Annotated in this window: 21 protein-coding genes and 1 riboswitch; of the genes, 6 read left to right on the top strand and 15 right to left on the bottom strand. The window is 63.1% G+C overall.

Features of this window, described 5'->3' with window-relative positions; translation table 11 throughout:
* Positions 1–75 precede the first annotated feature (75 nt).
* A complete protein-coding gene (locus QWY79_RS04940) occupies positions 76–843 on the top strand; it encodes a transporter substrate-binding domain-containing protein (RefSeq protein ID WP_290270475.1) in 768 nt (255 codons plus the stop codon).
* 116 nt (positions 844–959) lie between these two features.
* On the opposite strand, the gene QWY79_RS04945 is transcribed toward QWY79_RS04940, so the two are convergent.
* From QWY79_RS04945 to cadR, 5 genes are all read right to left on the bottom strand, one after another.
* Positions 960–2,000 carry a GlxA family transcriptional regulator gene (locus tag QWY79_RS04945; RefSeq protein WP_290270477.1) on the bottom strand — a complete coding sequence of 347 codons (1,041 nt, stop codon included), beginning with the start codon at positions 1,998–2,000 and terminating at the stop codon, positions 960–962.
* 129 nt (positions 2,001–2,129) lie between these two features.
* On the bottom strand, positions 2,130–3,416 hold the full coding sequence (locus QWY79_RS04950) for a TRAP transporter large permease (RefSeq protein WP_290270479.1): 1,287 nt from the start codon (positions 3,414–3,416) through the stop codon (positions 2,130–2,132).
* Positions 3,413–3,922, bottom strand: a complete 510-nt coding sequence (locus QWY79_RS04955; protein WP_290270481.1) for a TRAP transporter small permease — start codon at positions 3,920–3,922, stop codon at positions 3,413–3,415. Before QWY79_RS04955 ends, QWY79_RS04950 begins: the two co-directional genes overlap by 4 nt.
* Before the next feature lie 26 nt (positions 3,923–3,948).
* Positions 3,949–4,968, bottom strand: a complete 1,020-nt coding sequence (locus tag QWY79_RS04960; RefSeq protein WP_290270483.1) for a TRAP transporter substrate-binding protein — start codon at positions 4,966–4,968, stop codon at positions 3,949–3,951.
* Between the two features lie 199 nt (positions 4,969–5,167).
* Positions 5,168–5,620: a Cd(II)/Pb(II)-responsive transcriptional regulator gene (cadR, locus tag QWY79_RS04965; protein WP_290270485.1), complete on the bottom strand. Its 453-nt coding sequence runs from the start codon at positions 5,618–5,620 to the stop codon at positions 5,168–5,170.
* 80 nt (positions 5,621–5,700) lie between these two features.
* Here cadR and QWY79_RS04970 point away from each other — a divergent pair, with 80 nt between their 5' ends.
* Positions 5,701–7,896 (top strand): heavy metal translocating P-type ATPase, encoded by a 2,196-nt coding sequence (locus tag QWY79_RS04970; RefSeq protein WP_290270487.1) that lies wholly within the window; start codon positions 5,701–5,703, stop codon positions 7,894–7,896.
* 31 nt (positions 7,897–7,927) lie between these two features.
* On the opposite strand, the gene QWY79_RS04975 is transcribed toward QWY79_RS04970, so the two are convergent.
* Together QWY79_RS04975 and purE are read right to left on the bottom strand one after the other, a co-directional pair.
* Positions 7,928–9,040: a 5-(carboxyamino)imidazole ribonucleotide synthase gene (locus tag QWY79_RS04975; RefSeq protein WP_290270489.1), complete on the bottom strand. Its 1,113-nt coding sequence runs from the start codon at positions 9,038–9,040 to the stop codon at positions 7,928–7,930.
* 21 nt (positions 9,041–9,061) lie between these two features.
* The gene (gene purE / locus QWY79_RS04980; RefSeq protein ID WP_141319028.1) at positions 9,062–9,571 is read right to left on the bottom strand and encodes a 5-(carboxyamino)imidazole ribonucleotide mutase; all 510 of its coding nucleotides are present in this window, start codon (positions 9,569–9,571) and stop codon (positions 9,062–9,064) included.
* Positions 9,572–9,835: 264 nt separating this feature from the next.
* Between purE and QWY79_RS04985 the strand changes: the two genes are divergently transcribed.
* Positions 9,836–10,534 carry a YbaY family lipoprotein gene (locus QWY79_RS04985; protein ID WP_290270492.1) on the top strand — a complete coding sequence of 233 codons (699 nt, stop codon included), beginning with the start codon at positions 9,836–9,838 and terminating at the stop codon, positions 10,532–10,534.
* Between the two features lie 111 nt (positions 10,535–10,645).
* On the opposite strand, the gene QWY79_RS04990 is transcribed toward QWY79_RS04985, so the two are convergent.
* The 3 genes from QWY79_RS04990 to QWY79_RS05000 form a co-directional block, all read right to left on the bottom strand.
* Positions 10,646–12,649, bottom strand: a complete 2,004-nt coding sequence (locus tag QWY79_RS04990) for a TRAP transporter permease (RefSeq protein WP_290270494.1) — start codon at positions 12,647–12,649, stop codon at positions 10,646–10,648.
* A gap of 89 nt (positions 12,650–12,738) precedes the next feature.
* Positions 12,739–13,284 carry a DUF1850 domain-containing protein gene (locus QWY79_RS04995; RefSeq protein WP_290270496.1) on the bottom strand — a complete coding sequence of 182 codons (546 nt, stop codon included), beginning with the start codon at positions 13,282–13,284 and terminating at the stop codon, positions 12,739–12,741.
* Between the two features lie 59 nt (positions 13,285–13,343).
* Positions 13,344–14,306, bottom strand: coding sequence for a TAXI family TRAP transporter solute-binding subunit (locus tag QWY79_RS05000; protein WP_290270498.1), 963 nt, complete (start codon positions 14,304–14,306; stop codon positions 13,344–13,346).
* 277 nt (positions 14,307–14,583) lie between these two features.
* Here QWY79_RS05000 and QWY79_RS05005 point away from each other — a divergent pair, with 277 nt between their 5' ends.
* Positions 14,584–14,865 carry an XRE family transcriptional regulator gene (locus QWY79_RS05005; protein ID WP_290270500.1) on the top strand — a complete coding sequence of 94 codons (282 nt, stop codon included), beginning with the start codon at positions 14,584–14,586 and terminating at the stop codon, positions 14,863–14,865.
* Between the two features lie 70 nt (positions 14,866–14,935).
* Positions 14,936–15,619, top strand: a complete 684-nt coding sequence (locus QWY79_RS05010) for a hypothetical protein (RefSeq protein WP_290270502.1) — start codon at positions 14,936–14,938, stop codon at positions 15,617–15,619.
* An 87-nt stretch (positions 15,620–15,706) separates the two neighbouring features.
* On the opposite strand, the gene ilvD is transcribed toward QWY79_RS05010, so the two are convergent.
* The 3 genes from ilvD to QWY79_RS05025 form a co-directional block, all read right to left on the bottom strand.
* Positions 15,707–17,395: a dihydroxy-acid dehydratase gene (ilvD, locus tag QWY79_RS05015; protein ID WP_290270504.1), complete on the bottom strand. Its 1,689-nt coding sequence runs from the start codon at positions 17,393–17,395 to the stop codon at positions 15,707–15,709.
* 129 nt (positions 17,396–17,524) lie between these two features.
* Positions 17,525–18,229, bottom strand: a complete 705-nt coding sequence (locus tag QWY79_RS05020; RefSeq protein ID WP_290270506.1) for a TenA family protein — start codon at positions 18,227–18,229, stop codon at positions 17,525–17,527.
* Positions 18,226–19,632 (bottom strand): SLC5/6 family protein, encoded by a 1,407-nt coding sequence (locus tag QWY79_RS05025; RefSeq protein WP_290270508.1) that lies wholly within the window; start codon positions 19,630–19,632, stop codon positions 18,226–18,228. The genes QWY79_RS05020 and QWY79_RS05025 overlap by 4 nt, the downstream gene beginning before the upstream one ends.
* A riboswitch (TPP riboswitch) is annotated at positions 19,622–19,734 on the bottom strand. It overlaps the preceding gene by 11 nt.
* 362 nt (positions 19,735–20,096) lie before the next feature.
* Here QWY79_RS05025 and QWY79_RS05030 point away from each other — a divergent pair.
* The gene (locus QWY79_RS05030; RefSeq protein ID WP_290270510.1) at positions 20,097–20,534 is read left to right on the top strand and encodes a hypothetical protein; all 438 of its coding nucleotides are present in this window, start codon (positions 20,097–20,099) and stop codon (positions 20,532–20,534) included.
* Between the two features lie 190 nt (positions 20,535–20,724).
* Here the strand turns inward: QWY79_RS05030 and QWY79_RS05035 are convergent, their stop codons facing one another.
* Together QWY79_RS05035 and QWY79_RS05040 are read right to left on the bottom strand one after the other, a co-directional pair.
* Positions 20,725–21,936, bottom strand: coding sequence for an amino acid deaminase (locus QWY79_RS05035; RefSeq protein ID WP_290270512.1), 1,212 nt, complete (start codon positions 21,934–21,936; stop codon positions 20,725–20,727).
* A 37-nt stretch (positions 21,937–21,973) separates the two neighbouring features.
* Positions 21,974–23,473: a CoA-acylating methylmalonate-semialdehyde dehydrogenase gene (locus tag QWY79_RS05040; RefSeq protein WP_290270513.1), complete on the bottom strand. Its 1,500-nt coding sequence runs from the start codon at positions 23,471–23,473 to the stop codon at positions 21,974–21,976.
* Positions 23,474–23,748: the final 275 nt, after the last annotated feature.

The following is a 23,748-nucleotide window of genomic DNA, read 5'->3' on the forward strand; positions in this document are numbered from 1 at the left end:
GCCACCCCGCCTTCGGCTATGGTAAGCAAGTGACCACCCAAGCGGTGAAACGATCAACAAGAAGGGATAACACCTATGAACTTCAGCAAGCTCCTGAGCATCGGCGTCCTCGGCGCCAGCATGATCGCCGGCGTCGCCAACGCCGAAGTCCGCGATATCCGTATCGGCGTCGACGTTCCCTACGAGCCCATGGAATATCGCACCCCTGACGGCGAACTGACCGGCTTCGACATCGAGCTGGGCAACGCCATGTGTGCCGAGATCGGCATTCAGTGCGAGTGGGTCGTGCAGGGCTGGGACGGCATCATCCCCGGCCTCCAGGCACGCAAGTACGACGCCATCATGTCGTCCATGACCATCAACGAGCAGCGTCGTGAGCAGGTACTGTTCTCCGAGCCCTACATCACGCCGCCCTCCGCCTGGTTCGCGCCGACCGACACCGAAATCGAGAGCCCGAGCGAGGCGACCCTCGAAGGCAAGACCATCGGCGTGCAGCGCGGCACCCTGCAGGACAACTACGTGACCGACCTGTACGGCGACGTGGCCGACGTCAACCGCTACGCCACCGCCGACGACATGGTGCTGGACATGGACTCCGGTCGCCTCGACATCGTCTTCCTCGACTTCCCGATCGGCAAGTCCACCCTGCTCGACAGCGATGCCGGTGACTACCAGACCGTCGGCGAGAAGATCACCGAACCGAAGGAATACTTCGGTGAAGGCTTCGGCATCGCCTTCCGTCAGCGCGACGAAGCCCTCGCGGAAGCCTTCAACGAGGCCCTTGCCACGCTGAAGGACAACGGCACCTACGAGGAAATCCACGCCAAGTACTTCAGCGAGTGATTTTTCATCGCATTGGCATCATGGCCACTCGGTCATGACCCTGCGGCCCCGCTTCGGCGGGGCCGTTTCCATTTGGGATTGAAGAGCGCCCAGTCTAGTACCATTCCAGACCTAAATCATTCAGGATGCGACGTCTTTCGAAAGCATGTTGGTGATACACCGAACAGCTGGCTAAAGCAGCGCCGAAAGTGCGAAATACTGACGAACCCAGACGACACTGCTATGTCGGCCAGGTTTTTGTTTGTCTGCTGTAGCAACTGGCGCGCTCGAGTCAACCGCAGCTCCAAGTAATAACGCGCCGGCGTCGTTTCTAGGCAACGGCCAAATAAGCGTTCCAGCTGACGCCGCGACACTCCGACACAAGTTGTCAGCTCGTTAATCGATAGAGGTTCATCGATGTTTTGGCTCATCAGCTCGAGTGCATTCTTGAGGCTCTGCGGCAATGACAAGTCCCGGTCGATGCTGATTACAGAGGTATCGATTGCCTCCATAGCCTTGTCACAGCTCAGCACCTCTTCGATAGCGCTGATGTAGGCAGTATCGCAGTCCCGACTAATGATCGATAGCATCATGTCCAGAGAGCTGTTGGCGCCGGCGCAACTCGCCCGGTCACGATCCAGAACGTAGCTCTGCGACGAAACTTTCACTGTGGGGAACTCTTCCAGCATCATGGCGCGTCCGTCGGGATGGAATGCACATTCGTATCCGTCCAGAAGGCCGGCCTCGGCAATGAAGTACGCGCCATTCCACAGTCCTCCCAGCATGCATCCTGCATAATCCGCAGCACGAAGCTTCACTCTGAGCGTGGGATCTGTATTCATCTCAAGGCGATAGCCGCCGCATAGTATAAGGTAATCGAGTACCTCTTCCTGAAGATCCTCCAGTGGGCCATCGACGGCGACTTCGATGCCCAGGTCGCTCATGGCCCGACAACCATTGAGACTAACGACTGTGGCCTCGTATTCCACCGGCGCCTTGACCAGATTGGCCGTCACCAAGGCATCCATAGCTCCAGTGAAGGCCATCAGGGAGAAATTCTCGAACAGGACAAAAGCAACTCGCCGGCTGTCCACGATCGGTACCTCCCCAGCCTCCACCTCGATGAAGGCCCGGTTCTTGCTGATTAAGGGACTGTCGAATCGGGCACTTTTCGCCATACGTGTGACCGGTGAGTCTTGTCATCTTGACGGCATAAACCTCATAGAGGCACACCGACATGATACGAGCCATGTCGACGCCCCAGCGCCTTGGAAAGCCCTCGGAGCGCTCACCGAGAGCCACTCGTACTACATCAGGTTAGGGAGCCACAGAATCAACTCCGGAAAAGCTGTAAAGGCACCCACCGCGCCTAACAAGATTAACCAGTAGGGCAGCGAAGCCTTGGCAGCATCGGGAAGGGTAACCTCGTTATGCGTGATGGAGCAGAGCACGAACAAATTGAGTCCCACCGGCGGCGTAATCATCCCGATTTCCATCAATAGCGTTACGATGACGCCGAACCATACTGGATCGAAGCCTAAGCTAGTCACCATCGGGAAAGTGATGGGCAGGGTCATAAGCAACAGGGATATGCCGTCGAAAAAGCAACCGAGCAGCAGGTAGACAACCACGATCATCAACAGGATTCCGTAGCGATCCAACCCCATTCCGGAGATGACATCGACCGCTGCCCGAGGCATGCCCAGAAGACTTACCGCCTGTGAAAGGATAACGGTGCCGATAAGAATCATGGCAATAGCGCCAAACATAACCGAAGCATGCTTGAAGGCTTCCCAAAGCTTCTTTAGGTCGAGATCCCCCCAAGTCATACCGAGCACGATACTAGCCGTCACCCCTAAGGCCGCCGCCTCGGTAGGTGTGGCAATACCCATGTAGATAGTGCCGAGCACAAAGAAGATCAGGATTGGCAGGGGCCACACCTCAAGCAGACCACGGCCTACGGCACTCCAGTCCATCTTTTCTTCGCGCGGCGGCGAGACTGATGTGCCCAAGCTCGAGCGCACCATGATCCAGCCAAAGAACGCCAGCGCGATCAATAAGCCTGGTACCATGCCTGCAAGGAATAGCTTGCCGATCGACACATTTTGTGTGGCCCCATAGATCAACAGCGCAAGGCTGGGGGGGATCAGCAGACCGAGAGTGCCTCCTGCTGCCAGAGTGCCCACCACCATGCTCGGTGAGTAACCGCGTCGACTCAGCTCAGGATAGCCGACCGACCCGATAGCCGCCGCGGTAGAAGTGCTGGATCCACTCACCGCGCCAAACAGTGTGCAGACAGCGATATTAGTATGCAGTAGCTGTCCCGGGATCCTCCGGAATAGTGGAGTGAGCCCGTTGTAAACGCGGGTTGAAACGCCACTAGCTAATAAAATATCTCCCAGGAAGATGAACAACGGGACGGCACTGAGAGTAAACTCGGTCAGCAAGTTCCACGCCGAATTGATCGCCAACGCTGACGACCCATCAGCTTGGAAATGAAGCAAGATGAAGCCGGTAAGGCCCAAGGCCGAACCTAGTACAGCGCCGCTACCCAGAAAAACCAGTAGGCCTGCGCTCAGAATTGCCCAGCTCATGAAAGGCTCTCCCCGGATGAGGCCGCGTCGTGGCTAAAAATCCCCCGCAGCCCGTTTCTTAAAATGATCAGGATGCATAGCAGCATCGAAAGAGGCATTAGCGCCATCCAAGGCCATAAAAGCATCCCGCTTATTTCAGATTTCGAGCCTATTTGAAGCGAAAAGGCCATGAAATGCCAAGCTTCATACGCAAAAATGAAAGCGAAGCTTACAAAGATTGCATTGGCAAAAATATTGGCTACCACAGCCATCCGGGCAGAGAAAGTACGCACCAACATATCGATGCGGATGTGCTGACTGGTATTCAAAACGTGGGGGAGTGATAGAAACGAGAGGGCCAGAAAAAGCAGACCAGAAAGTTCATCAGAAAACCCGATTGGACTTCCAGCCAGATATCTCATCAGGGTGCTGACCAGCACTAAGCCAGTCATGAACACCCCGCCGCACACACCTATCAGAAAAACCCCATATACCAGCCTGTCTAACCATGCAGACAAGACTTTCATGAAATGCCTCTCCTTTTGGGGTCAGCTTACTTGGAGCTACCCTGCAGCTCACCGGTAACGATCTCGTAGTAACGAAGCCCCTCATCCCCGGCCTCGCTAGCCATTTCATGCCAGGCCTTCCAAGCCGCATCCACAAAAGTCTGCACATCATCATCCGGGAACGCCGGAAGAACGCTGATACCCATGGACTTCCTCTCTTCACGGGCTTCTGCCTCACGCTCCGGATCTACCGCTTGATCGCGGGTTTCTTTCCATATCTCCTCACCAGCACGAGTCAGCACTTCCTGCTGCTGCTTGTCCAAGCTATTCCAGGTTTTATCACTGACCCCGAACATCCAAGGTGAAGCCGCCCAAGGGTGCAGGTAGGCCTCATATTCGGTTACTTCTTGGAGGGAAACCGTCTTCGCCACTGTTGAGAGGTAGTAGGCACAGTCCACGACACCGGTCTGCAAGGCCAGATACATGTCGTTCTGGGGAATCACTTGAGCCGAGATACCTAGACGGTCGAAGGTTTCGACAAGGTGGCCAGACCAGACACGCACCTTTTTGTCACGCAGCCCCTCAAGGGTGTTGATTGGCTCCTTACAGTGCAGGCCCACATCGAACACCGGGGCAACAACGCCACCAATAGTATGGACACCCCAATCGGCATACCCTTCGCGATACAGCTCGCGCAGTGTGGGCAAAATATCGAGATGTTGTTCTGCCTCGGTAATCGCTCCTTGGGCATAGACTGAGGCCATTTCCGGGGCATCACGGTTATAATACTCACCGTACATAAGCGCCATATCAACCATGCCACGCTGCATTATGCGCAGCATGTCAGCTTCTTTCAGGCCGAGAGACCCCGCGTGGTAGACATCGACCTGCAACTGCCCGTCGGAATACTCATCTACGAGGTCGGCGAAATCCTCAAGATGTGCCGCTTCGGGCCGAGACTCCGCTAGCCCGCTGTGAAATTTGAGTGTCTGTACGTCCGACCAGGCCTGAGAAGCTATCACCATCAGTGCCACAGAGGTGCTAGCCGTCAACATTGTTTTTTTCATGTCTAGTTTCCTTAGTTGGCAAACTCTTTATGAAAGTCTCACAAAGCCACATCAGCACTGACACTAAATACGAACAACATGATCCTAAATGCGACAAAACGTAAATTTTTCTAAGTACCACCTTACCCTTCCCATAAGACTGATTTTATAGGGATGATAAACGAGAGAAATCGCAGCGGCAGGTATAACAGCCCCTTACTCAGACACGAGGGTGCGTCCCAGGGACGTGTTCGGCGCCTTCATCCACCGCCTCCTTTTGAAGCGGCTGTGCCAGCGCAGAGAGAATGCCGCACTCCGCCGCCGGGCGTTGACCCTGGCAACGGCCTTTCAGGCCCTCGAGCGATGCCTTGAGCGTCTGCAATTGCTCGATACGCGCCTCGACATGCTGCAGGTGTTCATCGACCAGGGCATCCGCCCGATGGCAGGCGTCTGCCGGATGATCGTGACAGGCCAGCAGGGCCCGAATCTCGTCCAGCGTCATGTCCAGCGCCCGGCAATGCCGAATGAAGGACAGACGCTCGACATGCGTCTCACTGTAGAGTCGGTAATTGGCTTCGCTTCGCGCCGGCTCCGGCAGCACCCCTTCCCGCTCGTAGTACCGAATCGTCACGACCCGGCATCCCGTGCGAGTCGCCAGCTCACCGATTTTCATCGTCGACCTCCTGCCTGGCTTGACCCTATACAGGCTATAGGGTGTGTGATGACAGCAAGATACCACGAACGGAGCCCGAGATGTCCGATGACACCTCTCCGCAACATGGCTGCTGCGGCGGCCATCAAGCTGAGCCCGGCGAGACCGTGACCGCCCCGGCGGACAGCGACACCCTGCGCCTGCGTATCCAGGAAATGGATTGCCCCACCGAGGAAGCCCTGCTGCGCAAGGCCCTGACCTCGGCACCCGGCGTCGCCGCCCTGGAGTTCGACCTGATGGGCCGCGTGCTGAGCATTCACCATCACGACGCCGACACCGAGGCGCTGCAGGCGCGCGTGCGCGACCTGGGCATGACGCCCCGCCCCCTGGACGATGAGGATGACACCGATGCGCCACCGGAGAGCAACGAGCCGCGCTGGGGGCGGCTGATACTGGCGGGACTGCTGGCACTGGGGGCCGAAATCGCCGGCTGGACGCCCTGGCCCTGGACCGACTGGCTCTCGCCGCTGCTTGCCCTGCTGGCCATCGTCCTGGTGGGTCTGCCGACCTGGCGCAAGGGCTGGGTGGCGATTCGTCATCGCACTCTCAACATCAACGCCCTGATGAGTGTGGCGGTGACCGGTGCCCTCTTGATCGGCCACTGGTCGGAAGCCGCCATGGTCATGGTCCTGTTCACCCTGGCGGAGCGCATCGAGGCCGGCTCCCTGGAACGCGCCCGCCGCGCCATCCGCGACCTGCTCGACAGTGCGCCCCGCCAGGCCCGGCGACGCACGGCGGCGGGAGACTGGGAAAGCGTGGCCGCCGAGGACGTGGTCATCGGCGAGGTCGTGCGCATCCTGCCGGGCGAGCGCCTGCCGCTGGACGGCGAGGTCGTGCGCGGCCATCCCAGCCTGGACGAATCACCGATCACCGGCGAGAGCCTGCCCGTCGACAAGGCCCCGGGCGACAGCGTCTTCGCCGGTGCCATCAACCACGACGGCGACTTCGACATCCGCACCACCAGGGCGGCCAGCGACACCACGCTGGCGCGCATCATTCATGCCGTCGAGCAGGCCCAGGCCAGCCAGGCGCCCACCCAGCGCTTCATCGACCGCTTCGCCGCCGTCTACACGCCGGTAGTCTTCGTGCTGGCCATACTCACCGCCCTGACCTGGCCCTGGCTCGTCGGCGGGGCCTGGCTGGACGGCATCTACCGCGCCCTGGTGCTGCTGGTGATCGCCTGCCCCTGCGCGCTGGTCATCTCGACCCCGGTCACCATCGTCAGCGGCCTCTCTGCCGCAGCCCGGGCCGGCATCCTGATCAAGGGCGGACGCTTCCTCGAACAGGGGCGGCGTCTAAGCTGGCTGGCCCTGGACAAGACCGGCACCCTGACCCGGGGCGAGCCGGCACTGGAGCACTGGGAAGCGCTCGGCGACGCCTCGGCGGCACACCACCAGAACCTGGCACGGCAGGCCGCGCTGCTGGCCGGGCGCTCGACCCACCCGGTGTCCGCCGCCATTCAGCGTGCCCTCGCCGCGGGCTCGAACGACGGCCGGGTGGACGACGTCCGCGAGCGCCCGGGCCAGGGCATCGAAGGCTGGGTGGATGGCCAGGCACTCTGGCTGGGCAATCGCCGGCTGGCCGATGCCCGGGGCCTGCTCGACGCGACGCTCGCCGAACGCCTCGAGGCGCTGGAGCGACGCGGCGCCAGCGTCGTGGCACTCGGCTCAGCCGACCGGGTACTGGCACTCTTCGCTGTGCGCGATCCGCTCAAGCCCACCAGTCTGGCCGCCATCCAGGGCCTGCACCGGCTGGGGGTGAAAACGCTGATGCTGTCCGGCGACAACCGCCACGCCGTGGCCGCCATCGCCGCGGAAGCCGGCATCGACAGTGCCCGGGGAGAACTGCTGCCCGAGGACAAGCTCACCATCATCGAGGAACACAGTCGCCACGGCGTGACCGGCATGGTCGGCGATGGCATCAATGATGCGCCCGCCCTGGCCCGTGCCGATATCGGCTTCTCCATGGGGGCGGCCGGCAGCGATGTGGCCATCGAGACCGCCGACGTCGCGCTGATGGACGACGACCTCGGCAAGTTACCGAGCTTCCTGCGCCTGGCACGCACCACTCACCGCGTGCTGATCCAGAACATCGTGCTGGCACTCGGCATCAAGGCCGTCTTCATGGCCCTGGCCTTCACCGGTCAGGCGACCCTGTGGATGGCAGTGTTCGCCGACCTGGGCTCCAGCCTGCTGGTCATCGGCAACGGACTGCGCCTGCTGCGTCACTCGTCCTGAGCCGCCCGGGCCGGATACCCGGGCGTCAGCGTCACTCGAAACTGAACCGCGGTGTCGGGGCACCGGGCAGCAGCTCGGCGCAGCGTTGCACCTTGTCGACCAGTTGCGCATGGCTCGGTGCCAGCAGATTGACGTGGGCCAGCTTGCGGCCGGGACGCTCACTCTTGCCGTAACGGTGCAGGTGGGCATCCTCGATCTCGAGCAGGCGCGCCGGTTCGCCTTCCTGGCCGATCACGTTGACCATGCAGGACGGCATGCGGGCCGTCGTGTCGCCCAATGGCAGCCCCTGGATGGCGCGCAGATGATTTTCGAACTGGCTGGTCACCGCGCCGTCCATGGTCCAGTGGCCGGAGTTGTGCACGCGCGGCGCCATCTCGTTGGCCAGCAGGCTACCGTCACGCGCCTGGAAGAGCTCCAGGGTCAGAACGCCGACATAGTCGAGTTCATCAAGCAGTGCGCGAATGTACTCGTCGGCAGTTTGCTGGACGGCCTCGTCCAGGTCCGGCATGGGCGCCAGCGAATAGCGCAGGATGCCGTCGACGTGCAGGTTCTCGGCCATCGGATAGAAGACTACCTGGCCATCGCGGCCGCGCACGGCGATGATCGATACCTCGCGCACGAAGTCGACAAAGGCTTCGACGATCAGCCGGGGATGGTTGATCGAGCGCCAGGCCTCGGCGGCATCGGCCGGGTCCTTGATGACCGCCTGGCCCTTGCCGTCATAGCCATCGGTCACCGACTTGGCGACCACCGGAGTGCCCAGCTCGCGTACCGCCGCTTCGAGCGCCTCGGCACTCTCGACCAGACGATAGGCCGGCGTGGGAATGGCGAGCCGATCGAACAGTGCCTTTTCCTCGGCGCGGTTCTGGCAGACGCGGATCGCCTCGCTGGAGGGATGCACCGGCTTGTGTTCCTCGATGGCCTGCACCAGCGGCACCGGCAGGTGCTCAAACTCATAGGTCACCAGATCGACCTTGGCCAGAAACTCCGTCAGGTGCTGCTGATCGGTATCCACCATGACATCACCGATCCCGGCACTCGGGTTGCCGGTGGTATCCAGAAAGGTGAAGCGATTGCCCAGTGGATAGCCCGCCAGGGCCAGCATGCGGCCCAATTGGCCGGCACCCAGTACACCGATATTCATGCTTGGTTTACCTCGCTGAGATCACTCTGAATGGGGACGCGGATCGGGGTTGTCCAGCACCTTGTCGGTCTGTTCGGCACGGAAGCTCTCTACCGCCCGACGCACCGCGGCATCCTGCAGGGCGACGATCTGCGCCGCCAGCAGGCCGGCATTGATGGCGCCCGGCTTGCCGATGGCCAGAGTGCCCACGGCCACACCGCCGGGCATCTGGGCAATGGAGAGCAGCGAGTCCATCCCCTTGAGGGACTTGGACTCCACCGGCACCCCGAGCACCGGCAGTGCCGTCTGCGACGCCACCATGCCCGGAAGGTGTGCCGCCCCGCCGGCGCCGGCGATGATCACCTGCAGGCCGCGTTCGGCAGCCGACTTGGCGTAATCGAACAGCAGGTCCGGCGTACGGTGGGCCGACACCACCCGCGTCTCGTACGCGACCCCGAGGCGTTCGAGCATATCAACGGCATGCTCCATGACGGGCCAGTCGGACTGGGATCCCATGATGACGCCGACGCGCGGCGAGTCGTTAGCTGGCATTCAAGGCTCCTCGCGAAACAGGCTTCACCCAACACTGATGACACCGCATGCAGGACGCATCGGTGCCCGGACAAGTCGAAATCGGGCATTCTAGCAGAGCCACGCCATGCCTACCTTACCCGAATGCCGTTCCCCGCCATGATCCCCCGGCCATGCCAGGGATGCGCGCCCGACACCGACGGAATGCATGCCGATCGCGAACTAGATTGTTAATATCTGGTCACATATCGAGTCCCTGCACCCACGCCGTTATGGAGTATGCTCATGAAACGTCACCTGCTAATGATCGCCGCCCTCACCGGGACACTCGCCCTGGCGGGCTGCGATGATGCCAAGGAGGCACAGCAGGATAATGCCGAGCCCCCTTCCTCGGAGCAGGACGCAACACAGGCAGACACAGCGTCGAACACCGGGGACGAACAGGGCAGCTCGGCAGGCGAGTCCGTGACACGCCGTATCGAGGGTGTGCTGGAGTTCTCCGCCACGGACATCCCGCTGCCCGAGGGCGCCAGTGTCACCATCAGCCTGCGCGATATCTCGCGTGCCGATGCCCCGGCGACCACCATCGCCGAAACCGAGGTGACACCCGGCAACCAGGTGCCGGCCGAATTCGGTCTGGACTACGCCACCGGCGAGGTGAACCCCGAGCATACCCATAGCCTGCGCGCCGCCCTGCACGGCGACGAGGGCGAGCTGCTGTGGACCACGACATCGCGGCATGTCGTCCAGGTCGGAGCCGAGGCTGACACGGGATCCGTGACCCTGGTCCTGGAACCCGTCAATGCCACCCCGGATGGCAGCAGCCTGCAGGAAGCCCAGCAGGACATGCTCAAGGAAGAAGCCGAAAACGCCGAGGCACAGGGTGAAACGGCCGACTCGCTGGACGAGGTCAACGAGCAGGCCACCGACATGCAGGAACCCACGCCGGACGCCTCCGCCGACTCCGAGCAACCGGCTCAGTAAGCGGCAGATCCTGAGAGCCCGGCCCCGCCAGACGGCAACCATCGGCGGGCGGGGTCCGGTCAGCGTGACACTGACTCGCTGACCGGACCCCGCCCATGCAACGGCGAGGGCTCAGCCCACCGCCATCTCGCGCCGACTGGCCAGCCAGTTGCCGACGATCAGCGCCAGCATCACCGCCGCGCCCACTATCTCGGCCATCAGGCTCGGGTAGAAGACCGCGATCATCGCCGGCACCAGCACCAGTCGCACGGGCCACGACATGCGCGTGAACAGATAGCCTTCCAGGGCCGCGGCGAAGGCGCCCAGCGCCAGAAAGCCGGTCAACGCCGTCCACACCAGCAACGGCACCGGCCCCCCGGTGATGATCTCCGGGTTGTAGACCATGAACAACGGAATCAGATAGAGCCCCTTGGCAAACTTCCAGGCCTGGAAGCCGGTATCCATGGGCTTGCTGCCGGCAATGGCGGCCCCCGCAAAGCCCGCCAGGGCAATCGGTGGCGTGACATTGGAATCCTGGGAGTACCAGAACACCACCAGGTGCGCGATCAGCAGCGGCACGCCGAACTCCGAGGTCAAGGCCGGGCCCACCAGGACGATCAGCACGATATAGCTCGCCGTCACCGGCAGTCCCATGCCCAGCACCAGGCTGGCCAGCAGCACCATCACCAGGGCCAGCAGCAGATGACCGTTGGAGAAGGCCATCATCATCGCCGAGAACTTCAGGCCGAGCCCCGTCAGGCCCACCACCCCGACGATGATGCCGGCCACCGCACAGGCCATGGAAACCGCCACGGCATTGCGCGCGCCGAGCTCCAGGCCCTCGATCACCTTGAGTGCCCCATTGCGCACCGCCAGCATGACGGCACTCGCCGTGACCGGCTGGCCCTGCCTGGGGCCCACGAAGACCATCCAGATGATAAAGCGCAGGGCCGTCACCAGCAGAATCGTCAGAATGGCGTAGTAGCCCACCCGCGAGGGCGACAGGTTGATGGCCAGCAACCAGATCAGCACCGCCAGGGGCAGCAGAAAATGCCAGCCAGTGCCCATGACATCGCGCACCTGCGGCAGCTCGTCCTTGCTCATGCCCTGCATGCCCTGCTTGAGCGCGATGATGTGCACGAACAGATAGACGGTGCCGAAATACATGATCGCCGGGAGGATGCTGACCTTGACCACCTCCAGGTAGGGCATGCGGGTGTACTCGGCGATCAGGAAGGCCCCGGCGCCCATCAACGGCGGCATGATCTGCCCGCCGGTGGATGCCGCCGCCTCGATGCCGCCCGCCTGGTGCGGCCGATACCCCAGGCGCTTCATCAAGGGAATGGTGAAGGCGCCGGTGGTCACCACATTGGCGATGGCACTGCCCGAGATCGAGCCCATGCCGGCCGAGGCGATGACCGCCGCCTTGGCCGGCCCGCCACGCTGCTTGCCGGTGGCCGCATAGGCCAGGTCGATGAAGAACTTGCCGGCCCCGGTGATCTCCAGGAAGGCGCCGAAGAGCACGAAGGTAAAGATATAGGTGGCCGCCACTCCGATGGGCAGCCCGAAGATGCCTTCCTGCCCCAGATAGAGCTGCCCCACCAGGCGATCCAGGCCATAGCCGCGGTGCTCGAGAATCCCCGGCAACCACTCGCCGAGCCAGGGCATCGCCCCGCGCGACCCGGCAAAGGCATAGAGAATGGCCAGCAGGCCGATGATCGTCATGCCCAGGCCGACCGCCCGGCGACTCGCTTCCAGCACGGTCACGGTGGCGATACAGCCGATGAAGATATCGGTCTGGCTCCAGAAGCCGGCGCGATTGATGATCTCGTCGAGATACAGCACCAGATAGCCCCCGGTGATCACCGCCCCGGCGAAGAACAGCGCATCGACCAGCCAGCCGATGGCGCCACGCGGTCGATCAGGGCCGAAGACCGGAAACATCAGAAAGGCCAGCATCATGATCAACGCCAGATGGATACTACGCTGGTAGAAGAGCCCCAGGGGCTCGATGCCGGCGGAATACAGCTGGAACAACGACAACGCGACGGCAACCAGGGTGATCAGCCACAGCACGGGACGCGAGTGCTGGGCCTGACTGCCGGGAATGACGGGGGAATTACCCGGTTCACTCATGGAGAATCTCTCGCAGCGGCGAATGCTAGGGTCACCCCCGAAGCGCAGGGAGTGACGAGGAAAATCGCCAGACCATGTCGGTTCATGGCCTAGCCGTTCGGATAGAGCCCCAGGGTGACGGCCTGGTCGGCCGCCAGCTCACTGAGGCTGATCACCACCGACTCTTCACCCTCGAGCCGGGCACTGGCGACCTGACAGCCCTGTGCCCGGTCCCGCTCGATCAGTGCCTGGAGACTCGGAGTGCCATGCCGTATCAGGCGGTGGTTGACCTGCCGGGAGCCGACACGCAGACGATACCGGTCGCCGGGCACCGGCTCGTCGATATCCTCGATCCAGTAGCCGCCCTGCCCATCGGATACCTGTCGGCCACGGCCGGGGATATGATCGAGCCCGGCGGCGAAATCGGGCAGATGACTGCGTTCGAGCACCATGCGCCCATCACGGTTGCGATAGCAATCATGCACGGTGAAACCTTCCACCGAATGATTCCAGGCCAGACACCAGCCGGCCCCGGTCGGCATGGGCAGGGTCACCAGGGTGCGCCCCCCGGCATCACTGACCCGCAGCTGGTAGGCCGCGCAATCGGCGCTGGCCGGGCCGGATGTCAGCGCGCCCGCCAGGGCGACGACCAGCAACCACCGGCCCGGCCGCAGGAGAGGCCCCGCCCGGCCGGGCCACGAGGCGCCCCAGCGCATCAGGGGCGCTGGCGATCGGCGATCTCGACATCCTGCTCTTCGTAATAGCGCAGTGCCCCCGGATGGAAGGCAATCGGCGTGGAATCGACACTGAACTTCACGGTGGTGTCATTGGCCGCCGGGTGGATGGCGATCAGCTGATCCGTGTGCTCGTACAGGGTCTTGGTGATCTGGTAGGCCAGTTCCTCGTCGAGCTCGGCACTGGTCGCCAGGATATTGGGAATGCCGATGGTCTGCACCGCCGACTCCATGCCTTCATAGAGGTCGGCACGCAGCTCATAGGGAGCAAACACCGGCACCTCATCCTGGGCGTTGGCCATTTCCTCGTCCGTCAGGCCGATCAACCGGATATCGCGGGTGGTGGCGAGGTTCATGATGGAACTGGTGGGCGGCCCCACGCTCCAGAAACCGGCATCGATATCCCCGTCACGCAGGGCATCGGCCGTCTCGTTGAAGTTGAGGCGGCGTTCCTCGAAGTCGTCATAGCTGATGTCATTGGACTCCAGCAAGGCACGCGCATTGAGCTCGGTGCCGCTGCCGGGGGCGCCGACCGAGACGACCTTGCCCGTCAGGTCACTGAGCGACTCGATGTCCGAGTCCGCCATGGTCACGATCTGCACCGCATTCGGGTAGACGGAGGCCAGGGCGCGAATGTTCTCCAGCTGGCGGCCCTCGAAGTCGCCGGTGCCGTTGTAGGCCTGATAGACGGTATCGGCCAGCGCCAGCGCCATGTCGGAATCACCGCGCCAGACCAGGCCCATGTTTTCCACCGAGGCGCCGGTCACCTCGGCCACGGCATCATAGCCCTCGATGTGTTCATTGATCAGCTCGGCCAGACCACCGCCGTAGGGGTAATAGGTGCCACCGGTGCCACCGGTCGCAATGGACAGCTGCTGCTGGGCGACGGCCGCCGGTGCGGCCACCAGTAGTGAAGCCGCGAGAGCGTAATTGATAGCGCGCATGAATAACCTCCGTTGCGGTACATTCGCTGCGATCGGATCGGATCACATCTTGTTGTCGTGTTATCGCTGACAGCCTCGGCTGCCCTGCAAACGCTAGCAGCCCGGTGCGGCGGGGGCCAGCCAGGAATTCCACGTTAGCATCCCCCGGGCGCAAAGGCCTGCTTGCCGCCTCGCCCACGCTACCCATCGCCGACTTGCGCGACAAGCTTGCACAAGACTGGCGAACGTGTGAAAAAGACGTCATGCTGTCCCTGTCGATCCGTCCAACTGGAGCCACATGAGTACGGTAAGTCACACCTGCGATTCGGATCCCAGCGATCCTCCTCCACGAAGTTGCCCTGACCTCGATGTCAGGGATCTGGAGCAACGCACGCGCTTGATGCGCATCATCACCCGGCTGATCGCCGTTTCCGATCTGGGTAGCCGCGACATCGCCCGTCGCGCCGGCCTGCCCCTGCAAAAGGTCAGTGACCTGCTGTCCGGACGCCTGGAGCAACTCTCGCTTGCGGAACTGCAGATCCTGCGAGAGACCATTGACCATGAACTTTCGACGTACTGACGGCCCGGCCGAGCGTTCTGCACGCCGGGAATTCACGACGCCACGAACTGCTTCAAGAGGAAGACGTGCCATGCGATATCTCGCCACCAGCCTGATCGCCTGCGGCCTGGGCCTGGCCGTTGCGACTCCTGTACTGGCCGATGGTCAGGCCACCCTGCAGGCTCATTCCAACCAGGGCAGCGTCGACATGAAGGTCCGTTGGGCCGGCGACAAGCTGCGCATGGACTTTCCCGATCAGTCCCAGGCCGGCTTCATGCTGTTGCGCGAAGGCAAGGGCTACATGGTCACCCAGATGCAGGGACAGACCATGGTCATGGACATGGCCAAGATGAAGGAAATGGCCGAGAACATGGGCGGCGGCCAGGCCGAAACCATGACCGGCCAGCAGGCGCAGCAGGTGGACTCACTGGAGGCCACCGGCGGCACCGAAACCATCGCCGGGCTGGAAGGCGAGGTCTACAACATTCAGTGGACCGACAAGAGCGGCACTCGCCATGATGACGAACTCGTCCTGACGGATGACGCCCAGGTCCGCGAAATGATGGCGGCCTTCCACGACTACCAGCGCAGCATGACCGGCGAGCCGGACCCCATTGCCACCGAGCTGCAGGATCGCGAGCTCGGCATGCTGCGTTTCGGCGACCGCTTCCAGCTCGCCGAGCTGTCGGATTCCACACCCGACGCGACCATCTTCGAGCTGCCCGAGAATGCCAAGTCCTTCGAGGACATGATGCGCTCCGCCGTCTCGGAGTAAGCGACCCGCGCGCGCCCGGTACCGGGCAATCATAAAAAAGGGCCCGCTCATCGGGCCCTTTTTTTGTTGCGTGGCGCGTCTGCCGGTTCAGTCCAGCCGGTCGGTCACCGCGCCCATGGAAGCCGAGCTGACCACCTTGGCATACTTGGCCAGGGCGCCACGGGTATAGCGCGGTTCGGGGCGCTGCCAGGCCGCCCGACGCCGCTTCAGCTCCGCGTCATCCAGGCTCACATCGATGGTATTGGCTTCGGCATCGATGGTGATGGTGTCGCCATCCTCCACCAGCGCCAGCGGGCCGCCATCGAAGGCCTCCGGCGTCACATGGCCGACCACGAAGCCATGGCTGCCGCCCGAGAAGCGACCGTCGGTGATCAGGGCCACCTGATCGCCCAGGCCGCGCCCCATGATCGCCGAGGTCGGCGTCAGCATCTCGCGCATGCCCGGACCGCCCCGCGGCCCCTCGTAGCGAATGACCACGACATCGCCGGCGACCACCACGCCGTCATTGATGCGCGCCTGCGCCTCCTCCTCGGAGCCGAACACCCTCGCCGTGCCGGTGAAGTGGGTGCCTTCCTTGCCGGTGATCTTGGCCACGGCCCCTTCCGGCGCCAGATTGCCGTAGAGAATGCGCAGGTGGCTCTCGTTCTTGAGCGGGGCGTCGAGCGGCGCGATGATCGACTGGTCATCCGGATACGGCGCCACGTCCGCCAGGTTCTCGGCCAGGGTCCTGCCGGTCACCGTCAGGCAGTCGCCATGCAGCATGCCGGCCTCGAGCAACATCTTCATCAACGGCAGGATGCCGCCGATGGCGACCAGCTCGCTCATCATGTAATGGCCACTGGGGCGCAGGTCCGCGAGTACCGGCACCCGGCGGCCGATCTCGGTGAAGTCCTCGAGACTCAGCGACACACCGATGGTGTCGGCCATGGCGATCAGGTGCAGCACGGCATTGGTCGAGCCACCGAGCGCGATGACCACCGTGATGGCGTTCTCGAAGGCCTCGCGGGTCATGATGTCCGACGGTTTGATGTCCTTGTCGAGCAGGTTCAGCACCGCCTCGCCGGCCGCGTGGCTGTCCGCCCGCTTGTCGTCCGAGATGGCATTCTGCGCCGAACTGCCCGGCAGGCTCATGCCCAGCGCCTCGATCGCCGAGGCCATGGTGTTGGCGGTGTACATGCCGCCGCAGGAACCGGGACCGGGAATCGCCGTTTCCTCGATCTGCTTGACGTCGATCAGGTCCATGTCGCCGCGGCTGTGCGCTCCCATGGCCTCGAACACCGACACCAGATCGGTATGGTTGGCACCGGGCATGATGGTGCCGCCATAGACGAAGACACCCGGGCGATTCAGACGCGCCAGTCCCATCACGCAGCCCGGCATGTTCTTGTCGCAGCCGCCCAGGGCCACCACGCCGTCGAACCCTTCGCAGCCCGCCACGGCTTCGATGGAGTCAGCGATCAGTTCCCGCGACACCAGGGAATACTTCATGCCCTCGGTCCCGTTGGCGATGCCATCGGAAATGGTGATGGTGTTGAAGATCACGCCCTTGCCACCGGCGGCATCGGCGCCTTGGCTGGCTTGCTCCGCCAGCTCGGCAATATGGCTGTTGCACGGCGTCACCTGGCTCCAGGTCGAGGCCACCCCGACCTGGGGCTTGGTGAAGTCTTCATCGGAAAAGCCAACCGCGCGCAGCATCGCGCGACTGGCCGACTTGCCGACACCATCGACCACCGGGGCGGAATGCCGGCGGCGTGGATCACTTGGAGTATTGCTCATGCTGAGGCCCTTTTCGGATTGCTAGTCAGGCTTTAAAGGGTGACTGTCCGCGGTCGGCCTGGCAACCCGTAAACAGCGCATTTGCCGCGCACCGATGCCGCCGATCAGGCCATACAGCGCGCCGCCACTTCAGTCAGCGTGATAAACGGCATCGTGAAAAGCGCGCTCACAAGCCACCGTTTCGCGAAAACGTTTTACCACACCCGCGAACGCCTCATCCTCCAGCCGGGACATTTCTTCCTCCAGGCGCCGCCGCAACCAGGCAACGAAGGTTCGGAAATCAGGATTGTCATGCAGGTCGATCCACTCTTCCATCAACGGCTGAAGCCCCTCCGAGCGCTCGACACGCGTGGCCCACTCCAGGTACAGCCACTCGGTGACCACCAACACGGCCAGCATTTCGGCATAGCGCGTACTCCGAGCGCCCTCCTGATGCAGGGCGGTATCCTTCAACAGCTGTCGAAAATCACGCGTGGCCGGCAGGTACTCGGCCTCGGCCGACACACCGTAGGCCTCGAAGGTACGCTGGAAGGTGCTGTTCTCGTCACTGGTCAGCATGCCCATGAACTGCCCGAGCACGACCCGATCCTGCATACCGGGAGCGTGACCGATCGCCTGTCCGAGCAAAGCGGTAAAGGGGTCGACGAAGCCATAGTCCTGCACCATGTAGGCGGCGAATTTCTGGTCTGTCAGTCGCCTGGCGGCCAGCGCATCGAATAACGGGTGGTGCACGGTCCGCGACCAGTCCGGCTCACTGACTTCCCGCAACCACTCAGTCAGGCGCGGCGACGCCTGACGCTCGGCCCACTGCGTCCATTCGGCAATACTACTCATGCATCGCCTCCGTCGCTTGTCAGGGAAGCACGCGGAGCCGGCCAGGCCATGGCGATGGCCACGCTGACCAGCGCCGACGCCAGCAGGGCCCCGACAAAGGGCGCGAGCGCCGGAATGCCGCCCGGAAAGCTCGCCGCCTGAATGCCTGCCAGCAGGCTGCCCTGGGCCCACCAACCGGGCACGACAGCACCCACCAGACCCGCCATGCCGCCGACCATTGCCGCCAGCGAGCCCATGCGTCGCCAGACGCCGAGCAGCACCGGCACGATGGTCGCCGCGCACAACAGATCGGCAATCAGGAACAGGCGCAGTACCGAAAGCTCCTGCAACGCAATGACCACCACTGGCAACATCAGGCCCACGGTCACCAGACGCGCCGCGCCGACGGACAGGCCGCTGCGGCCGGAACCGGCCACCACCAACGAGGCAATGGCCGTCTGCAGGGTGTCCACACTCGAGGCGACCAGCGTCACGGCCAGCACCAGCGCCGGAATGGCCAGCCAGCCCGGCGCTTCGGACAGCAGGGCAAAGAACGGCATGGGCGGTTCACCGAGCGACAACCCATGCATGACCGCGAGCATGCCCAGGCCGCCGATGGCCATGATGACCAACAGCACCCCGACACCACCCAACAGGGCGCCACGGCCCAGGGCACGCTGGTCCTCGGCGGCCCAGACGCGCTGCCAGTAGCCCTGATGAAAGAGCTCGGCGGAGGTCACGGCGATAACCAGGGTCAGGGCCACCGCGAGGGCATCCATCGGCGGTGTCTGCGGCAGGGATGCCTGCTCGGGCATGGGCGGCAGCACCCAGAGCACGACCCCCGTCACCAGGATCAGTAACGCCAGCAGCAACCAGCCCTGCCAACTATCCGTGGCCAGGCTGGCACGCAGCCCGCCGACCGCCGTATAGGTCAGGGTAACGAGGGCCACCCCGATGACCACGGCGCTCGACGGCACTTCGGAGAGCAGCGACGCAATGGCACCGATGGCGGTCAACTCGGCGGCCAGGAAACAGCCCATGTAGAGAATCGACACCAGGGTGACCCAGCGGCGCACCCCGGCGCCATAACAGGCTTCGGCAAACTCGCCGATGCTCCGCCCCTCGGGCAGGTAGCGCCGGATCATCGGCCCATACAGACTGAGCACCACCAGCGGCAGGGCCGACCCCAGCGCATAACCGAGCAGCGCCAGGGGGCCCACCATGGCGCCGATCTCGGGCGGGGCGAAGAGAATCCAGGCCCCCATGCCGGAGGCCAGAAAGGAAACACCCAACGAGCGCGCACTCTGGGAGTTACGCGCCGTCACATAGTCATCGAGGGGGCCTTCGGCCCGGCGGGCCCGCAGGCCCAGAAAGGCAAAACACAACAGAGCCGCGCCCAGCACGGCTGACGTCAGGTAAGGCATGTCGCACTTCCTCCGCCGGTACAAACCGGATCAGGTTCCAGGGTCAGCGTCGGACGCTCTCTCAGCCCCGGTGTAGCGGGTGGGGCTCCCCTGGCGACAGTGAATTGAATTGTGAGTCGCTGAGCGGATAGGCCATGACATGGCGAACCCGCCGTCAACGCGTGCCCATGATGCCACATCATCGGCCCGATGCTAACTCTGGTTCCCGTCCATCGGCCCGCGGATGCCGGACCCGGTACAGCAAGCCCTGCGGCGACCCCAGGGCTCCCTCCTCTCCAATCACCTCATCTCATCTCATAAAAGCATGATTATAATCCACAAATCACGCCATCATCGAATTAGCACAATAAAACCATTTATTACTACTTGTGTCATACTCTAAATGAACTATTGTTAATAGACACAGCTCAGGAGAGATTCACACAGGAGCTGTATTCAATGCCCAAGCTTCATGGGAGGTCAAAATGACTACCCTCATTCGCCATCGCCAACACAAGGTCGCTACGGCCAGCGAAGGCCCTGAAGCTGCCGAGCGCATTGAGCAAGGCAAACTGAAACACCAGCGGAAGGCACATTTCGGTCGCTCGATGTGGATGGCAGCTGGTACCTGCCTGGTGGCAGGCTTGATGATCACGACACAGGCCATCGCCGCAGGCAGCACTATCAGGTTTCAGGGTGCTATTTCAGAGCCGGGCTGCGAAACGCAGATGCAGACCACCAACTCGCTGCCGCGCACAGAGTGCTACATCAGTGAGCAGGGTGTATCTCGAGAGGTTTCGGCAACCAGCACGGCTGAACAAAGCTGGCACACACTGGACGGTGAGCGCCTGACAGGCGGGGAAGGCCAGATCATGCAGTACCTGCAGCAATCACCGGGTTACATGCGACTGACCTACCGCTGATTTGCCTCACCCGATTCCATCTGGAGCATGAGACATCATCATCAACGCGGCAGTAGACACAGGGTCAACGAGACCCCCACTTGATCCATCAGCGAGGTATTCACTCATCAACACCAACCTCTGGCGAAGAAAGCGCAGTACCTTCCCTTGATATGGCCATGACCGGGACGTCATGGCCTTTTTTTGGTGCTCAGAAAGCGGTGTCCATGACCTCCGTGACGTCCAGCCGCTCATCGACCCGGCAGATCCGCCGCCACTTGTCGAAGGTCAGGCAGGGGTGCGAGGCGCCAAAGGCCACCACATCGCCGATGCGCACATCATCGGCCGAGTCCGGCAGGCGGATGAAGGCATGCTGGTCCATCAGCCTGGTGATCTCCCAGCCGTCGACGCTCAGCACCTCGTCCACCGCGCCGCCTTCCCGATAGCGGCGCAATGGTTCGGGCAACTGATCGGCGCCGATATCGCGCTTGCCCAGCGCCACGATGGCCAATCCCGGTTCCGGCAGGGACTGCACCTGAGCAAAGACCTCGAGCGCCGGGCGCAGGCCTGCGTGCAGATCGGGGCGGCGTGACAGCACACCCTGCTGGGCCTGGCGGTAGATGCCGTGATCATGCACCACATAGCAGCCGGGACGAATCACCGGCGTGAAGCGTCGACGCAGCTCGGCCGTATCGAAGGCCTCGGCGATCAGGTCGTACCAGGCCGACCCCGACGCGGTGATAATGGGCAGGTCCACGGCGAACCGCCCCTCGTCGTCGAGGCAACGCGCCGCCTCGACCAGCCGCGTGGCATAATCGCGAATCGCCGGTACCGGATCCTCGGCATGCACCACGCCCTCGTAGCCCTCCATGCCGGCCAGGGCCAGGCCCGGCTCGGCATCGACGACCCGCGCCAGTTCCCTGACCGCCTCCACGGAGCGGCAGCCGGTACGGCCGCCCGCGACGCCCAGCTCGATCAGCACCTTGAGCGTCAGGTTGCGTTTGGCGAAAAAGTGCCCGAGTTCCCGGGCGTTGTCCTCACTATCGACCACGCAATGGAAGTCAGCGCCCGCCTCGAGCAATTCGGCGATGATTGCCATGTTGGCCTGGCCCACCAGTTGGTTGGCCATCAGTACGCGCACGACGCCACTGGCAAAGGCTGCGCGGCACTGTGGCGCGGTGGCCAGGGTGATGCCCCAGGCCCCCGCCTCGAGCTGGCGACGGAACAGCGCCGGCGTCATGGTGGTCTTGCCGTGTGGTGCCAGCCGGGCGCCATGCGACTCGGCAAAACGCTGCATCCACGCCAGGTTATGCGCCAGCGCCGCCTCATGCAGCACCGCCGCCGGCAGGCTCACCCCGCCCAGCAATGACGGCCCGAGTTCCGGTGTGCCCTTGTGGCCCAGCTTCGATAACGAATCCTGCATGCAACCTCTCTTGGCTGACGAATCATGACGCGCCGAATCAACTCAGCGATATGGTGCTGTTGATGCCGCTGGAAACGTTTTCGGGCTCGAACCAGCGGGCGGTAACGGTCTTGGTCTGCGTCCAGAAGGCAACGGCCTGCTTGCCGTTGGGGCCCATGTCGCCCAGCTTCGACCCTCGCGAGCCGGTGAAACTGAAATAGGCCACCGGCACCGGAATCGGCACATTGATGCCCACCTGGCCGACGTCGATGTCGGACTCGAAGCGCCGCGCGACCCAGCCGGAGTTGGTGAAGATCGAGGTACCGTTGCCATTGGGGTTGGCATTGATGAAGTCGATGGCCTCATCCAGCGTCTCGACCGCCACCACACAGAGTACCGGGCCGAAGACCTCCTCGCGATAGATCGTCATCTCCGGCGTGACATCGCTGAACAGTGTCGGGCCGACGAAGTTGCCATCCGGATACCCGTCCACCTGGCAGCCGCGACCATCGACCAGCAGCGTGGCTCCTTCGCGCTCACCCACGCCAATCAGTTCCTCCACCCGTGCCTTGGCCGCCGGCGAAACCAGAGGCCCGAGGTCGGCATCGCGCTGGGTGCCGGGCCCTACCACCATGCGGCGCGCGCCCTCGGCCAGATCCGCCAGCCACTCGCGGGCCTCGCCCACCAACACCACCACCGAGTTGGCCATGCAGCGCTGCCCGGCGGCGCCGAAGGCCGAACCCAGCAGGTTGTTGATGGCCTGGCTGCGATTGGCATCCGGCATGACGACACAATGGTTCTTGGCGCCCATCATCGCCTGGACGCGTTTGCCGGCCTCGCTGGCACGCCGATACAGCTGGGTGCCGACATGGGTCGAGCCGATGAACGACATCGCCTTGATGTCCGGATGGTCACACAGCCGATTGGCGACCTCAGGCCCACCATGCACCACATTCAGCACGCCCGGCGGCACCCCCGCCTCATGCGCCAGCTCGACCAGCCGCATGGTGGCACCCGGGTCCTGCTCGGACGGCTTGAGCACGAAGGTATTGCCGGTGGCGATGGCCAGCGGGAACATGAAACAGGGCAACATGATCGGGAAGTTGAACGCCGTGATGCCGGCACCGACGCCCAACGGCTGGTTGAGCGTATAGACATCCACCTCGCTGGCGGCATTCTCGGCCAGCTCGCCAAGCTGCAGGGAGGTGATGGAGCAGGCATGTTCGACCACTTCCAGGCCACGCCCCACCTCGCCGGCGGCATCCGGCAGCGTCTTGCCGTGCTCCTCGGTGATCAGCGCGGCCAGCTCCTCGCTGTGCTCGCGAATCAACGCCTGCAGCTCGAGCATGATGCGCTGACGTCGGGCCAGCGGCACCTTGCGCCAGCTCCTGAAGGCCTGCCGGGCACTGGCCACGGCGCGGTCGACGTCCTCCACCGAGCAGAAAGGCACACGGGCCACCACTTCCTGGGTAGCCGGATTGACCACATCGCGCTTATCCTGACTCTGAGAGAGGAAAGCCTGGCCATCGATATACATCGGGATCTCGCGCACGGACATGAGCATGCTCCTGTAACGAGGGGAAAACGCGCCAGGGCTCGTCAGGCGGCGTATCACGCCGCGCTCTGACAGGCCCCTGATGACGTCGAGTCTAGCCAGACGGCGTGTCGCGCCACAACGCGCCAATAGTCGGTACCGCGTCCGCCCGTCTCGGGTGAGCGTCGAGCCGGCACCGCCCCAGCGCCATAAAACGTCACTATCACGATGGTTGGCAAAGGCAGTTGGTCACGTCCCGGCAACACGGCATAAATTAATAATGAAAAGACACGCTGCGG

Origin of the sequence: Halomonas sabkhae, from assembly GCF_030409265.1 — a bacterium.
Classification (GTDB): domain Bacteria; phylum Pseudomonadota; class Gammaproteobacteria; order Pseudomonadales; family Halomonadaceae; genus Halomonas; species Halomonas halmophila.